The sequence below is a fragment of the Glaciimonas sp. GG7 genome (assembly GCF_052976905.1).
The window spans coordinates 12,244-28,239 of the sequence record NZ_JBRIIQ010000053.1; the positions used below are offsets into that span (position 1 = coordinate 12,244).

Annotated in this window: 8 protein-coding genes and 3 pseudogenes; 6 read left to right on the plus strand and 5 right to left on the minus strand. The window is 52.7% G+C overall.

Features of this window, described 5'->3' with window-relative positions:
• Positions 1-78 precede the first annotated feature (78 nt).
• The 5 genes from smc to def all read left to right on the plus strand — a co-directional run bounded on the left by smc (position 79) and on the right by def (position 8,689).
• The gene (gene smc, locus ACVBEF_RS13190; RefSeq protein ID WP_447124407.1) at positions 79-3,603 is read left to right on the plus strand and encodes a chromosome segregation protein SMC; all 3,525 of its coding nucleotides are present in this window, start codon (positions 79-81) and stop codon (positions 3,601-3,603) included.
• Between the two features lie 358 nt (positions 3,604-3,961).
• On the plus strand, positions 3,962-5,131 hold the full coding sequence (locus ACVBEF_RS13195) for a cell division protein ZipA C-terminal FtsZ-binding domain-containing protein (protein ID WP_447124408.1): 1,170 nt from the start codon (positions 3,962-3,964) through the stop codon (positions 5,129-5,131).
• 56 nt (positions 5,132-5,187) lie between these two features.
• Positions 5,188-7,269: an NAD-dependent DNA ligase LigA gene (gene ligA / locus ACVBEF_RS13200; RefSeq protein ID WP_447124409.1), complete on the plus strand. Its 2,082-nt coding sequence runs from the start codon at positions 5,188-5,190 to the stop codon at positions 7,267-7,269.
• Positions 7,256-8,128, plus strand: a complete 873-nt coding sequence (gene galU / locus ACVBEF_RS13205; RefSeq protein ID WP_447124410.1) for a UTP--glucose-1-phosphate uridylyltransferase GalU — start codon at positions 7,256-7,258, stop codon at positions 8,126-8,128. Before ligA ends, galU begins: the two co-directional genes overlap by 14 nt.
• Positions 8,129-8,152: 24 nt before the next feature.
• The gene (gene def, locus ACVBEF_RS13210) at positions 8,153-8,689 is read left to right on the plus strand and encodes a peptide deformylase (protein ID WP_447124411.1); all 537 of its coding nucleotides are present in this window, start codon (positions 8,153-8,155) and stop codon (positions 8,687-8,689) included.
• An 85-nt stretch (positions 8,690-8,774) separates the two neighbouring features.
• Here def and ACVBEF_RS13215 read toward each other — a convergent pair.
• Positions 8,775-10,334 (minus strand): annotated as a pseudogene (locus ACVBEF_RS13215) (DNA translocase FtsK); the annotation flags it as partial.
• Between the two features lie 909 nt (positions 10,335-11,243).
• On the opposite strand from ACVBEF_RS13215, the gene ACVBEF_RS13220 reads away from it, so the two are divergent.
• Complete coding sequence (locus ACVBEF_RS13220; protein ID WP_447124412.1) at positions 11,244-11,603, plus strand: HVO_A0114 family putative DNA-binding protein; 360 nt, start codon at positions 11,244-11,246, stop codon at positions 11,601-11,603.
• Between the two features lie 289 nt (positions 11,604-11,892).
• Here the strand turns inward: ACVBEF_RS13220 and ACVBEF_RS13225 are convergent.
• From ACVBEF_RS13225 to ACVBEF_RS13240, 4 genes and pseudogenes are all read right to left on the minus strand, one after another.
• Positions 11,893-12,217: pseudogene (locus ACVBEF_RS13225) on the minus strand (type II toxin-antitoxin system RelE/ParE family toxin).
• Positions 12,217-12,453: pseudogene (locus tag ACVBEF_RS13230) on the minus strand (ribbon-helix-helix domain-containing protein). The pseudogenes ACVBEF_RS13225 and ACVBEF_RS13230 overlap by 1 nt, the downstream one beginning before the upstream one ends.
• A gap of 19 nt (positions 12,454-12,472) precedes the next feature.
• Positions 12,473-15,043, minus strand: a complete 2,571-nt coding sequence (cphA, locus tag ACVBEF_RS13235; RefSeq protein WP_447124413.1) for a cyanophycin synthetase — start codon at positions 15,041-15,043, stop codon at positions 12,473-12,475.
• A gap of 92 nt (positions 15,044-15,135) precedes the next feature.
• A partial coding sequence (locus ACVBEF_RS13240; protein WP_447124414.1) for a Mur ligase family protein occupies positions 15,136-15,996 on the minus strand: 861 nt, incomplete at its 5' end.

Below are 15,996 nucleotides of genomic sequence, written 5' to 3' on the forward strand. Positions count from 1 at the left end.
CTTAATTATCTCGTACCCATAAATTGTTAAGTGCGGCGAATCCATTTTTCGCCGACGTTGATAAGAATAGTCGGTAACGTGCGTTTAACTTCCATTAAATTGTCGGGATTCAAATCTTTCGTTGACCCGACCAATTTTCAGGTTCCCGGCCAACTGGTCGGCGTGGTCGGCCCGAACGGCTGCGGCAAATCCAACATTATTGATGCGGTGCGCTGGGTCTTGGGGGAATCCAAGGCCTCTGAATTGCGTGGCGAATCGATGCAGGACGTTATTTTTAACGGCTCCTCGCATCGTAAGCCTGCCGGGCGTTCATCGGTCGAGCTGGTATTTGATAACGCAATGGGCAAAGCCGGCGGTCAATGGGGCCAATACGCCGAGATCGCCGTCAAGCGCACGCTGACCCGCGACGGTACTTCTACCTATTACATCAATAATCAATCGGTACGACGCCGCGATATTCAGGATATTTTCATGGGCACGGGCTTGGGGCCACGGGCTTACGCGATTATCGGGCAGGGGATGATTTCGCGCATTATTGAGGCGCGCCCGGAAGAATTGCGGATTTTTCTCGAAGAAGCGGCTGGCGTATCAAAGTACAAAGAACGCCGTCGCGAGACCGAAAATCGGCTCAACGACACCCGCGATAATTTGCTGCGCGTGGAAGATATCCTGCGCGAACTCAATACCAATCTCGAAAAGCTGCAAGCGCAAGCCGCAGTGGCGCACAAATTCCACGCCTTGCAGGGCGATCAGGAAGAGAAGCAGAAATTATTGTGGTTGCTACGCAAGAACGAAGCCAAGGCCGAGCAAGAGAAGTTTTTCCGCGAGATTGAACGCGGTCAGACCGATCTGGAAGAACAGACCGCGAAACTGCGCCACGTCGAGCTGGAACTTGAACATATGCGCCAATCGCATTACGCAGCCGGTGACCGGATGCATCAGGCGCAGGGGCATTTGTACCAGACCAACTCAGAAGTCGGCAGTCTGGAAGCGCAAATCAAGTTCGTTATTGAGTCGCGCAACCGTCTGCAAACGCAGCTCAATTCATTAACCGCACAGCGCGATCAATGGCAGCGTCAAAGCACGCAACATCAGGATGATCTGGCCGAGGCTGAGATCCATCTGGAAGAGTTGGGAGCCCGCGTTGAACAATCGCAGATTGCCGTGCAGCAGCACAGCGATCACGTGCCAGCGCTTGAGCAAGCGTGGCGCGAGGCGCAACTCAAAAGCACCGAATCGCGCGCCAAAATCATGCAGTTTCAGCAGCAAATTGCGCTGGAATCAACGCATCAGCGCAATGCCTCGAATATTTTGAATGGCTTGACGGTGCGGCGCGAGCGTTTGTCGCAAGAAAAAAACGGTTTGAATTTGCCCGATACCACGCATTTGACCAATCTGAAATACCAGCTCGAAGAAAAACAGGCTGGGCTGGAAGAAGTCGGCATGCAGTTGGAAGAGGCGCAAGAGCAGCAACCGCGTCTTGAAGAAGAGCGGCGTACCGCGCAGCAGCAGGTCAATACTGAAACGGCGAATAACGCCCAGCTCGAAGCCCGCCTGAACGCACTCAAACAATTGCAGGAAAGTGTGCAAAGCCAGGGCAAAGTCCAGCCGTGGTTGCAAAAGCACGAACTGGCAGAGTTACCGCGTTTGTGGCAAAAGCTGCATATCGATCAAGGCTGGGAAACCGCTCTGGAGTCAGTACTGCGCGAGCGCACGTCCGCGCTGGAAATGTCGAATCTGGATTGGGCCAAGGGATTTTTCAGCGATGCGCCGCCGGGCAAGCTGGCGTTGTTTACGCCTAACGGGATCGCGCTGGATAGCACTGTTGCGACTCCTGTCGGATTCAAACCGTTCCTCAATTTAATGCAGCTCAACGATCCGGGTTTACGCGCTTTGATGCAGGATTGGTTGCACAACGTGTTTGTGGCCGAGGACACCGTGACGGCGTTTGCTGAGCGTGCCAAGCTGCCGGTCGGCGCTTGTTTTGTGACCCGGCAAGGCCATGTCATCAGCAAAACCAGCGTGCGCTTTTATGCGTCCGACTCGGAGCAGGATGGCATGCTGGCGCGTCAGCAGGAGATCGAAAACATCACCAAACAATTACGTGCTCAGCACATGCTGGCCGATGAGGCGCGTTCGCGCTCGGTGCGGGCTGAGGCGGGACTGACGCACGCCACGCAGCGTTTGCAAGAATTGCGACAACGGCATAACGGCTTGACGCAAGCCGTGCATGGCTTGCAGATAGACGTGATGAAGTTCTCCGAGTTGCAGGAACGCTTTAACCAGCGTAGCACCCAAATCGCAACCGATCTGGCCGAAATTGCCGCGCAAGAGAATGAGCAGCAACAAGTCAAGATGGAGTCCGAAGCCAAGTTCGAACAACTCGACGCCGAGTTGGGCGAGCTGCAAGAAAAACATGAAGACGGGCAAACCGATTATCTGAATAAAGAGCAGCAACTCAATGATGCGCGGCAACGCTTGCGCGAGTTGGAGCGCAGCGCGCAAGAAGCCGAATACGCCGAAAAATCGCATCGCAATAAAATTGAAGAACTCAAGCGCAACATCGCCACGGCACTTGAGCAGGCCTCGCAATTGTTTGCCAGCATGCAGCAAGGCAATCTGGAATTGGAGAGTCTCAACGATCAGACCGCGCAAACCGGCTTGCAAGACTTGCTCGACAAGCGCACCGATCAGGAGCGGGCGCTGGCGGATGCGCGGCATGAATTGGATCAGGTGTCGCAAAATCTGCGTCAGCACGAAGATATGCGCACCCAGTCGGAGCGCAGCCTGCAACCGCAGCGCGAGCGGATCATGGAGCTGCAATTGAAAGAGCAAGCGGCACGCCTCAATCAAGAGCAATATGCCCAACAATTGGTGGAGTTTGGTGCCGATGAAGTGGCGCTGAGCGAGAAGCTGCACGATGACTTACGGCCTTCTTATTTGCAGGGCGAAGTCACGCGGCTGACCAATGCGATTGCGGCTTTGGGGGCGGTCAATCTGGCCGCGTTGGATGAGTTGGCGCAGGCGTCGGAGCGGAAAAATTTCCTCGATGCACAAAATGCCGATCTGACTGAGGCGATGAATACGCTGCAAGACGCGATTCACAAAATCGATAAAGAAACCCGCGATTTGCTGCAGGATACGTTTGATCGGGTGAATGGCCATTTTGCCGAACTTTTTCCGATTTTGTTTGGCGGCGGGCAGGCCAAACTGATCATGACTGGGGACGAGATTCTGGACTCTGGCGTGCAGGTGATGGCGCAACCGCCGGGCAAGAAAAATGCAACGATTCATTTATTGTCAGGCGGTGAAAAAGCGCTGACTGCGACGGCGTTGGTGTTCTCAATGTTCCAGCTCAATCCTGCGCCATTTTGTTTGCTCGATGAGGTCGATGCTCCGCTCGATGACGCCAATACTGAGCGGTTTTGCAATATGGTTAAGCGCATGTCGGAGAACACGCAGTTTCTGTTTATTTCGCATAACAAGATTGCGATGGAAATGGCGAATCAATTGATCGGGGTGACGATGCAAGAGCAGGGCGTATCGCGCATCGTGGCCGTGGATATGGAGTCGGCCAGAGGATTTGCGGCAGCGGCGGCATGATAGGACTTACGCAAAATCGCCCCAGCGGCGTTATCCTTCCTTGCCGTACGTTCGTACTGTCTTCGTCAGTCTGCCTTGCTGGACCGATTTTGCGTAAGTCCTGAGTTATTTGATATTTTGTTGGAGGCGGCGCGTTGATTTCCCTGTCGATGTTGATGTTGTCGGCGGTGTTTTTTGAATTAATACCAACCTGCAACAAAAAGTTACTGAATTTATCCAATATTAGTAGGCGTTCATCTGAGAATTCTTGATAATGACGCATTGGTAATAAAACGCATTTACCACCCATTTCAACCGTTATTTTGCGCGCAACGGCAGACACTTCGGTGTTTGCCGTTGCGCTTGAGGCCTTAGTCGCATGACCGATTTACAAACCAGTTTGTTCGTCATAGGCGGCGTCATTATTGTTGGCGTCGTCTCCTATAACAAATGGCAGGAACACAAAGCCAGGAAGAGCGTTGAGCGCGCTTTTTCGACATCGCACGACGACGTCTTGATGACGCCGCCAGCGGATAGTTCTGAGCGTCCTGAACGCCATGAGCCGGTGTTTTTTCCGCCGGAAAATAACGCCGAACCATTCGCCAGCGCCGATATCCCGCAAGACAATGTCGAGATGACTGCTGAGCAGTTGGCGACCGAGCCGCAAGGCCAGACACTCACGCCGCCGCTGACAAACGAGAGCGGTACTGATGCTGCTGACCCGGTGTCAACTAGTGAGCCGCAGATTGCGCAGATCGAATTGCCAGTAGACGGCCTGATCGATTGCGTTATTCCCTTGACGTTGGAAGCGCCGGTCCGTGGCGACAAAATATTGCCCGTTTTACAAAGCTTGCGTCATGTCGGCAATAAGCCGGTGAATTTTATCGGTGAGGATAGTCACGGCGAATGGGAGCCAATCGCCCACGGCGGGATCTACAAATCGCTCATGGCCGGCGTTCAAATGGCCAATCGTAGCAATGCGCTCGGCGAAATTGAATACTCAGAATTAGTCATGCGCCTGCGTCAGATTTGCGACGATCTGGGCGCTGAGCCTGATTTCCCGGATATGACTGAAGTGATGCAAGGCGCACGTACGCTCTTTCAATTTGTGGCCGAACATGACGCCCAGCTCGGCGTGAATGTTCACTCGCAAGGCGCGCCCTGGGCCGTCAATACGCTCTTGTCGGCGTTGACGCGGCAGGGATTTGATGCACGCACTGAGGGGCGTTTGGTGATGCCAGATGGCGATGGCGGCGTGTTGTTTTCGTTGTCGACGAATGCAAAGCCGAATAGCGAAACAACGGCGCGTCTGACGTTGCTGCTCGATGTCCCGTTGATTTCTCAGTCTCGCGATGGTTATGGTGCGATGGTGGCCTGTGCGCGTTCGCTGGCCTCGCGCTTGGGTGGCGTGGTGGTGGACGATAGCAATCAGCCGCTGGCTGATGATCAACTGAGCGAGATTGCCGGTCAGGTTGAGGCGTTCTATCTGGATATGGACGGCGCTGATATTTCAGCCGGTTCCGGTCGCGCTTTACGATTGTTTAGTTGATTGTGGGCTTGTTTCGAACAAATACGACTATCGTTTCTTCACTACCTATTTGAGATATGCAACCAAGTTTATTTGACGTCGGCGGCAGTGGGACCAGTCCCGATGCCGCCGATTGGCGTTTACGCGCAGAGTGGCTCAGCGCTGAGTTGAATCGCCATAATCATGCGTATTACGCGCTGGATATGCCTTCGATTCCAGATGCTGAGTACGATCGCTTATTTGGCGAATTGCAGGCACTGGAGCAATTGCATCCGGAACTCTGCACACCAGCCTCTCCTACGCAGCGGGTGGGTACTGCACCACTGCCGCAATTCGATCAGATCACTCATTCGATCCCGATGCTATCGCTGGGCAATGGCTTTGAGGACGACGATATTGTCGAATTTGACCGGCGCGTCAGAGACGGATTAGATACGCATACTGACGCCGAGATTGATTACGCCGCTGAACTGAAATTTGATGGTCTGGCCATCAATCTGCGCTATGAAGATGGTGTGCTGGTTCAGGCAGCTACGCGCGGTGATGGCAGTACGGGCGAAAACGTGACCAGCAATATTCGTACTATTCGAGCGATTCCATTGCGCTTGCATACCGATCATCCGCCTAAAGTGCTGGATGTACGCGGTGAAGTGCTGATGTTTAAGGCCGATTTTGCGCGTCTCAATGAGCGTCAGCGGACTGCCGAATTGAAAGAATTTGCCAATCCGCGTAATGCCGCAGCGGGCAGTTTGCGGCAATTGGATTCACGTATTACCGCGCAGCGGACGTTGCGATTTTTTGCCTATGGAATCGGCATGCTTGAGGGCGCAGACATGCCGCCGTCGCATTCTGCCTTGCTGGACTGGTATGCCTCGCTGGGGATTCCGGTTTGCAAGGAGCGTGCAGTGATCAAGGGCGCACAGGGTTTATTGACGTTTTTCAGGGATGTCGGTGCGCGACGGATGCAATTGCCGTACGAAATCGATGGCGTGGTCTACAAAGTCAATCGCGTGCAGCAGCAACAAATGCTTGGCTTTGTATCTCGCGCACCGCGTTTTGCTTTGGCGCATAAGTTTCCGGCTGAAGAGGCGACAACGCTGGTGCTCGATATTGAAGTGCAAGTCGGCCGGACCGGTGCGATCACGCCTGTGGCGCGTCTTGCCCCGGTATTTGTTGGCGGCGCAACCGTCACCAACGCGACATTGCACAACGAGGATGAAGTCCGACGCAAGGATATTCAGATCGGCGACACCGTGATTGTGCGGCGTGCCGGTGACGTGATTCCCGAAGTGGTCGCCTTTGTCCCCGAGCGCCGTCCGACCACAGCGCAACCGTTTGTGATGCCGACGGCTTGCCCGATTTGCGGCTCTGAGATTATCCGGCTGGAAGATGAGGCGATTGCTCGTTGTTCTGGCGGCTGGGTGAAATGTCCGGCGCAACGCAAGGGCGGCTTGCAACATTTTGTCTCGCGCCGTGCGATGGATGTTGAGGGCCTGGGTGAACAATTGATTGATCAATTGGTCGATCTTCGGATGATTACGACGGCGGCTGATTTATATAAACTTGGCGTGCTGAAACTGGCCGCACTCGAACGCATGGCCGATAAGTCAGCGCAAAACGTCGTGGCCGCACTGGAAAAATCCAAGTCAACTACGCTGGCCCGTTTCATTTATGCTTTGGGTATCCGCCATGTTGGCGAGGCCACCGCTAAGGAGCTGGCAAGCCATTTCGGTAATATCGATGCCGTCATGCAAGCAGCCGAGGAGCAATTGCTGGAAGTAGCCGATATCGGCCCGGTGGTGGCGAAATCGATATTATTATTTTTTAGCGATTCGTTGAATGTCGAACTTGTCGAACAATTGCGTGCTGCTGGTGTTACGTGGCCTGAGAACTTGCCAGCCGAAGCCAAGTCGACGTTTTTGTCCGGTAAAACCTTTGTTCTGACAGGCACGCTGCCGACGCTGAGTCGGGATGAGGCAGCTGCCTTAATCGAGGCTGCCGGAGGCAAGGTGACAGGTTCGGTATCCAAGAAAACAAGTTACGTAGTAGCCGGCGCGGAAGCCGGGAGCAAGCTCGCTAAAGCTGAAGAACTCAATGTCAGCATTTTGGATGAAAATGGACTTCGTACTCTTTTAGAAAGCGATCATGACAAAAATTAAGAAAGCAGTATTTCCGGTAGCTGGCTTAGGTAGCCGATTTTTGCCCGCGACCAAAGCGCAGCCAAAAGAAATGCTGCCGATTGTCGATAAGCCGTTGATTCAATACGCGGTCGAAGAAGCGGTTGCTGCCGGTATCACCGATATGGTTTTTATCACCGGACGCAACAAGCGTGCGATTGAAGATCATTTCGATACCGTCTATGAGTTGGAAAGCGAACTCGAAGCCGCCGGAAAAATCAGATTGCTCGAACTGGTACGCAACGTGATTCCTAAGCATGTGAATTGTATTTTTATCCGTCAGTCCGCGCCGTTGGGCTTGGGCCACGCAGTGCTCTGCGCCCGTCCGGTGGTGGGGGATGAGCCGTTTGCGGTCTTGCTGGCCGATGATTTTATGGATGTCGATGCCGGCCAAAGATCGGTATTAGCACAAATGACGGATGTCTTTGAGCAAGAGGGGTCCAGCGTCCTGGCCGTACAGGACGTGCCGCGTGCAGATACTAAGCAATACGGGATAGTCAGTATCGACCCTTTTAAGACCAATCTGGAGCGTGTCAACAGCATCGTCGAAAAACCGCAGCCGGAAAATGCCCCATCGACGTTGGCAGTGGTCGGGCGCTATGTATTGACGAATCGTATTTTTGATTGCCTTGAGGGTATCGGCAAAGGTGCTGGTGGTGAAATTCAACTGACCGACGGGATTGCCGCGCTGATGGAAAGAGAAAGAGTATTGGCCTATCGCTACACTGGTCAGCGCTACGATTGCGGCTCTAAACTGGGCTATCTGAAGGCAACCGTGGCGATGGGATTAAAGCATCCTGAGACGGGCGCTGACTTTGCCGAGTATCTGAAACAATTCTGATTATTTTGTCTGAGGAGTGATCCGATGAGTATTCGTGAAATTCTAAAAATGGGCGATCCGCGCTTGCTGTTGACGGCAGAACCTGTGACGGACTTCAATTCGCCGGAATTGGCAACGTTGATCGCCGACATGTTTGACACCATGCATGCGGCCAATGGTGCTGGGCTTGCTGCGCCGCAAATCGGCGTCAATTTACGTGTGGTGATTTTTGGTTTTAAAAATAATGTGCGCTATCCAGAGGTGGAGCCAGTGCCAGAAACGGTATTGATCAATCCCGTTCTTAAGCCGCTATCGGATGTTGTCGAAGAGGGTTGGGAAGGGTGCTTGTCCGTGCCCGGCATGCGCGGCATGGTGCCGCGTTGGCACAATTTGCATTACGAAGGTGTCGATCAGCATGGGGCTGCGATCAGCCGCACGGTTGATGCGTTTCATGCGAGGGTGGTCCAGCACGAGTGCGATCATCTGAATGGGATGTTGTATCCGATGCGGATTAAGGATTTTTCTCGATTTGGGTTTACTTCGGTGTTGTTTCCGGAGTTGGAGCCTGGGAATGATGATTAGTACGTAAATTGAAAACTGCTGAAGAGCAGTTTTTTAATTTTTACGTTTTGAAATAGCTCGTCACAAGCCAGTCTTTTGAGGAAAATTACGTTGTCCTTAGTTCATCCGTATTTCTATTCAGTTTTCCAACGGGCACCAAAATCTCGCGATTACCGTTAGATTGCATCGTCGACACTATGCCGCTTTGCTCCATTTGTTCGAGCAAGCGGGCGGCGCGGTTATAACCGATACGCAAATGACGTTGCACCAGCGAAATCGAAGCTCGACGATTCTTTAACACAATCGCAACTGCCTGATCATAGAGTTCGTCGCTTTCAGTTCCGCCCATAGCGGCGTTCGCGCCATCGCTGCCATCTTCGGCAACGCCGTCCAAAATACCTTCGACGTAATTCGGCTCGCCTTGTTCCTTCAGATAATCGACTACGCGATGGACTTCTTCATCCGACACAAACGCACCATGGACACGTATCGGTAAACCTGTACCGGCCGGCATATAAAGCATATCGCCCATGCCGAGCAAGGCTTCCGCCCCCGCTTGATCCAGAATCGTACGCGAATCGATCTTACTGCTCACCTGAAATGCGATCCGGGTTGGTATGTTGGCCTTGATCAAGCCAGTGATTACATCGCTCGAAGGGCGTTGTGTAACTAAAATCATATGAATACGAGCAGTAGATGCTTTTTGTGCGATACGGACTATCAGCTCTTCGACCTTCTTATCGATGATCTTCATCAAATCTGTTAATTCCTCAATGATGACCACGATTGCTGGTAACTTTTCTAATGACTCAGGCGCATCCGGCGTCGGGCTAAACGGGTTAGGAATTTTTTCTTCGCGCTTGTCAGCGTCGGCTATCTTTTGGTTATACCCGGTCAGATTGCGCACACCCATTTTTGACATCAGCTTATAGCGCCGCTCCATCTCATTGACGATCCAGCTCAACGCGTGACCGGCTTGGTGCATGTCGGTTATAACGGGTACTAGCAAATGTGGAATACCTTCATAAATCGATAATTCCAGCTTGTTTGGATCGATCAGAATCAAGCGCACGTCTTTCGGGTCGGATTTATACAGCAGCGACATAATGATGGCATTAATCCCCACCGATTTCCCTGATCCCGTCGTTCCCGCCATCAGCAAATGCGGCATCTTGGCCAAGTCAGCGACGACCGGATGGCCGCCAATATTCTTGCCAAGTGCGATGGAGAGGCTGGATGCGCCGTCGTTATAGACTTTAGAACTAAGAATTTCGGTCAGACGCACGATCTGGCGTTTCGGGTTCGGCAACTCCAGCCCCATGAACATTTTTCCGGGAATTACCTCAACGATACGGATGGATGTGAGCGACAAAGAACGCGCCAGATCGCGTGCCAATCCAATAATCTGGCTCCCCTTCACGCCGGTCGCCAGTGCAATTTCATAGCACGTAATGACAGGGCCGGGATAGGCTGCCACTACCGTCACCTGCACTCCGAAATCGGAGAGTTTCTTCTCGATCAGACGACTGTTGTATTCCAAGGTCTCGGCGCTGACAGTGACTCGCACTGGCGGAGCCTCGTCAAGCAAGGACAATGGCGGCAAGTTGGTATCGGGAATATCCTGAAATAAGGTCGTTTGACGCTTTCTTTCAATCCACTCGATTTTTTGAGCGGTCACAATTGACGGCTTAATACCGACCAGTGGTGTCTGCGCTGTTCTTGTATCTTGTTTTATTCTCGACTCGGCAAGATTATCCCCGCCGTGAGTTACACAGAAAATAGAAGATTTTCGACATTGTGGGCAGGTTGCTGGTGGAGTTGATCGTCTTGAGTTCCATACATAACCACATAATCTGCAAGACATTCTTCCGTACCATTTATCGGGATCTCGCTTGGATGCAATTGCAATAATAAATAGGAAAATAAAAAGTCCAAAAAATGATAAAAGTACTTTATCCATAAAATCGGTTCTCATTCATTGAATACATTGATAAAGGAAGTCGAACGACGTTAGTTGAACGAATTTAGGAATAATGTATTATTTATGCTGCCACTGAATAGTTGGCAAAGCAATCTCAAATTGCTTGTAATGTGACCTATTTAGAAATTATTTTCTACGGCTTAAGCAGTTTGATACAAAAAAGGGTTAGGTTGATGCTGTCGCATAAAAATGATGCGTGCTCGCGGCTTGATTAACTTATCAATAAATGATAATTTTGCGTATGACCAATCGTGATGCCAGCCTTGATACTCTTCTTTACCTAAATGGAGACACTTTCTTCGCCGATGCGGAAGGAGAGCATTGGGTGAAGTTTGTCGTAAAGAAGGTCCAGACGACACCTGAGCGTCCACATGGTTTGTAACGCGGCACAACAAGAAAAGTTATCGCCTGCTTGGATTCGATAATGCACATCCGATCCGTGAGGGAAGCGGGCCCGGAGCTAAAACCCGTATTGAATACGATCACCTGCATGGGGGAGAGTCGGTACGGTTCTATGAATATCAAAACGCCGCAACTTTGTTGATAGATTTCTGGATTGAAGTTGAAGCAATATTGCAGAAAAGGAGCGTCTGAATGGATACATTGAAAGTAGGGATTGCCACTCTCGAACAGTACAAAGCCCGGACGATAAAGATTGCACGTGGTGAGTATGTGCCGACCATCGATGAGCCTAAAGTCTGGTTTCAGTCGTTAGATAGTTTTGCGCGTGTGTTGTCGGACAAGAACCGGCAGTTGCTGGCGTTTATCGTGCAAACGAAACCGTCTTCGATGCGCGAGCTGGCTGAGAAAACCGGTCGCGCCGAGTCAAATTTGTCGAGGACACTTAAAACGATGGAAAGTCACGGCTTGGTGCATTTCGAGAAAGGCATCGGTCGCCAGTTGATCCCGCGTGTGAATTATTCGGGTGTTGAGTTGGCTGTTTCTTTTCAGTGATTCGTATAACACTACACCGCTGCACTTGAACGAAATAACGCCTGCTTTGCGGGCGTTATTTCGTTCAGCATGGATGATTGCAAGGATTCGTACTCATCGGGAGCGGAGCATAAGAACAAATTCTTACGTCCAACTGAAGTCGTCTTGTTTCGAGCTCTGTTGAGTGAAATTTTTTTGAGTCGTGGTTTTAAAACAAACTCCAAATTGTCTGGGCTTTGGGCGATACCGCCTTGTTGCAATTGTTGTTAAGTCTGACATGAGGGTGCAAAGACAAAACTGCTTGTTACGCTCAATTACCGAGATCCGACTGTAAAACATCCTCATAATCCTGCCCACCGTAGAGCACGCCGATGATGGATACCAGCTTAGTATCTACATCGAAGGCGATGATGGTGCGTTTCTTGTAATGCGTGATGCGCAGGCCGGGGCGAATGTCATCGCGGCGAGTCCCGCGATGTGGAAAGTCCTGCAAACTTTCGCAATATGTGATGATGGCATCGGTATAACGTTGGGCAATTTCTGGCGAAGCTGCGGTTGCTATGTGACCACAGAGGGCGATAGAGCTTTGCTAACTGTTCCTGCGCTTCCGGGGTGAAAATGACGCCATACTGCATTACGCTTTTGCCTTGATCTTTTTGTGTTCGGCTGCCAATGTCTTACGCACTTGCTCAGCAGTAACAGCGCGTGCAGGGTCAGCCTTCAATGCGTCACAGGCAGGGGCAACTTCTTACAGAAGCCAATTTTCCACAACACGACCACGTGCCATCAAGGCACGTAGTCCATCCCGGATTACTTCACTCTCGGTGGCATATTCACCGGAAGCAACTTTAGTTTTAACAGCGATTGCCATTTCATTCGGGAGAGTGATCTCAACCTTCCGCAATCCGCCTGGCAATATGTTCCAGCGCCTCTTCAACCTGATCGACCAGAATCAGGCACAAATCGCCTTCACCTAACGTCGCCAACGCAGTATCGATAGCGATAAATTCTCCATCAATTTCCTCACTGGCCGTAGTGCGTCGTGCATTTTTCAAGCCGTCCCGTAGCAGCGCCAATACTTCACCGTCGGCACGACCGCGCTGGCATTGATCCTGATACAGAATTACCTGATCAAAGGCGTCGCCGAGTAGTTGGGTTTGTTGGCGGATATCTTCGTCGCGGCGGTCTCCGGCACCGCTAATGACGACCGTGCGTCGTATGGCTGGCATGTTTTCAACTGCTTGCACCAGCGCTACGATGGCATCGGGATTGTGGCCGTAGTCAGCGATGACGGTTGCGCCGCGATAGTCGAACACGTTGAAGCGGCCGGGTACGGTTGCGGGGTCGTTAATGAATGAGCGTAACCCGGTGCGGATGATGTCCCAGTCAAGATCAAGCGCCCAGGCTGCTGCCGTAGCTGCCATCACGTTTTCGATCTGAAAGCGAATGGTGCCGTTGCGGGTCAGGGGGATGTGGGCCAGCGGTAATCGTATTTCGTGTGCACCTTGCGCTGCAACGATATCTTTGCCATCCAAATAGACGACGCGATGGCCTTGTGCGCGATGCGTGGTCATCACAGGGTTGCTGTTCTCGTAGGCGAAAAACGTGACAGAACCCGGGCAAACCTTGGCCATGCTGGTGACCATCGGGTCGCCGGCATTGAGTACTGCCACGCCGTTGGGTGCGACGTTTTCAACGATGACCCGTTTGACGACGGCGAGGTCTTCTACCGTACTGATGAAGCTAAGGCCGAGATGGTCGCCCATGCCGATATTGGTGATCACTGCAACGTTGCAACGATCAAAGCCGAGGCCTTCACGCAACACACCGCCGCGTGCGGTTTCGAATACGGCGGCGTCTACGTCCGGGTGCATCAGCACGTTACGGGCGCTGCGCGGACCGCTGCAGTCGCCCGTGTCGATGCGTTGTTTTTCGATGTACACACCGTCTGAGTTGGTCATGCCAACGCGCAGACCTTTGCAACTGAGAAGGTGAGCGATCAGGCGCACCGTCGTGGTTTTGCCGTTGGTGCCAGCTACGGCTACCAAAGGAATACGGCCATCATCGTTTTCGCTAAACATGGACGCGACGATTGCCTGACCGACCTGACGGCCCTTGCCGTATGACGGACTGATATGCATGCGCAGGCCAGGGGCTGCGTTGACTTCGACGATACCGCCTTCCTGCTCTTCCAGCGGTTTGTGGACGCTGTTGCAGACAACATCGACGCCGCAAATATCGAGTCCGACCATTTGCGCAGCGGCGACTGCGCGCGCGGCCATTTGCGGATGGACGTCATCGGTGACGTCGGTGGCTGTTCCGCCAGTACTGAGATTGGCGTTGTTGCGCAGGACGACGCGCACGCCTTTGGGCGGGATGGTGTCGGCCTGGTAGTGTTGTTTGGCCAGAGTGGCGATGGCGATGGTATCGAAACGAATCTTGGTCAAAGGCGTGGCGTGACCATCGCCGCGTAATGGGTCGCTGTTAACTTCATCGACCAGCTCGCGGATGGTGTTGACGCCATTGCCGATGACGAGTGGCGGATCGCGGCGGGCGGCGGCGACCATTTCTTTGCCGACGACGAGCAAACGAAAATCATGGCCGGGCATATACCGTTCAACGATCACGTCTGAGCATATGTCGACCGCAATATCAAAGGCGGCGAAGACTTGCTCACGTGTGGAGATATTGACGGCGACGCCTTTGCCTTGATTGCCGTCGCGGGGTTTGACGACGACTGCAGTGCCAATTTCCTGTGCGACAACCCAGGCATCGGCGGCAGTGGACACGACCCGACCTTGTGGAACAGGAACGCCAGCGGCGTTGAGTAGCATCTTGGTCAAATCTTTGTCTTGCGCGATCGCCTCGGCAATGGCGCTGGTCTGACTGGTTTCTGCCGCTTGAATCCGACGCTGGCGACTACCCCAGCCAAATTGCACCATGCTGCCTTCGGTGAGGCGGCGGAACGGTACGCCGCGAGCGACTGCGGCTTCGACGATGGAGCCTGTGCTCGGCCCTAAACGGACGTCTTCATCGAGTTCGCGCAGACGCGATAAGGCATTGATGAGGTCGAATGGTGCATTGTTGGCGGCCGCACTGCAGAGCGCTTGGGCTAATTCGAAAGCCAGTTTGCCGACTGCTTCTTCACTGTATTCGACGATGACTTGATACACGCCAGCTTCAAGCGCCTTAACGGTGCGGCTAAATGTGACCGGACATCCGGCTTGCGATTGCAGTGCGAGCGCAGCACTCTCCAGTGCGTGGGCCATCGAAATAGTACCGTCACTGCCGGTCGATTCGAGAAAACCGATATGTGGGAAGCGCGCCCGCAAGCGCGTCTCGAAATCGTCCATGCCGGCAATGGCGCGTTCGACCTCGGTGCAGGAAACAATGGCTTCTATGGCGGTATGGCGGGTCCATAGATTTGGGCCACGTAAAATACGAATGCGTGAAACGTCCATCAACAATTTTCCTGAATTTTAGTCTGTCTGCTAATTAAATAGGTGCTGCATTGGTGTTTCCAGACATCGCTGGCAACACCATGCCTGGGAGATTACTGGCGGTCTTTCTGCTCCAGATTAAAGGTCTCGATACCGGCGCGTATCAAGTCCACCGCGATACCAAGCGCCCATGTAGCGGCCACCGCTGCCAACACATTTTCTGTCTGGTAAGTTGGCTGACCATCTGCGGTTAAAGGAATCGTAGCGACTTGGGCCAGCATGATTTCATGCTTGCCGGTTGCCAACATAATTTGTCCGTCACGCACAAACACGGCACGTTTGTTTTGCATTAACTGCTCGGCAATCACCGGCAGCGTTGCATCCATGCCAAAGAACATCACCTCGCCATCGCATAACTCTGCCATTGCAGTGACCAATGCGTCGGCAGCATTGAGAACGGCGACACCGCTCGGCAGCACGATATCGACCTGCGTACGTAATACCTTCGCCATCTGTTCGGCGTCGTCGATGTAGTACTCAGGCAACGTATCGTTGATGGCGATATTGGTGACTACGCCAACCTGACAGCGATCGTAAGCCAAACCTTCGGACAGAATAGTCGTGCCGCCGTTTTCAAATACGGCTGCCTCTACCGCACGATTGAGTAATACCCGATGCGCACCGGTCCAGTTGGCGCAATTTTTTTTCTCAACTTGTTGATTGTTGAAGTAGAGGCCATCGCCGCACGCCAGACCGGTGTGGAGGCCATTTAAATTGAGCAGACGGGCAACTAATTGTGAAACGACAGTTTTACCGTGGGTGCCGGTGATGCCAACAATCGGAATACGGCCGTTTTCTTCGCCTGAAAATAGGTGGTTAATGATGGCCAGGCCAACCGGCTGCGGCTCGCCCTCGGCAGGCTTCAAATGCATCAACAGACCGGGACCGGCATTGACTTCGACGATGGCACCGCG

What these genes read in the sequence shown, in the direction of transcription:
- ACVBEF_RS13220 (WP_447124412.1), top strand. Translation starts at nt 11,244, where the DNA reads ATGGATACATTGAAAGTAGGGATTGCCACTCTCGAACAGTACAAAGCC.
- ACVBEF_RS13195 (WP_447124408.1), top strand. Translation starts at nt 3,962, where the DNA reads ATGACCGATTTACAAACCAGTTTGTTCGTCATAGGCGGCGTCATTATT.
- galU (WP_447124410.1), top strand. Translation starts at nt 7,256, where the DNA reads ATGACAAAAATTAAGAAAGCAGTATTTCCGGTAGCTGGCTTAGGTAGC.
- def (WP_447124411.1), top strand. Translation starts at nt 8,153, where the DNA reads ATGAGTATTCGTGAAATTCTAAAAATGGGCGATCCGCGCTTGCTGTTG.
- cphA (WP_447124413.1), bottom strand. Translation starts at nt 15,043, where the DNA reads ATGGACGTTTCACGCATTCGTATTTTACGTGGCCCAAATCTATGGACC.
- ligA (WP_447124409.1), top strand. Translation starts at nt 5,188, where the DNA reads ATGCAACCAAGTTTATTTGACGTCGGCGGCAGTGGGACCAGTCCCGAT.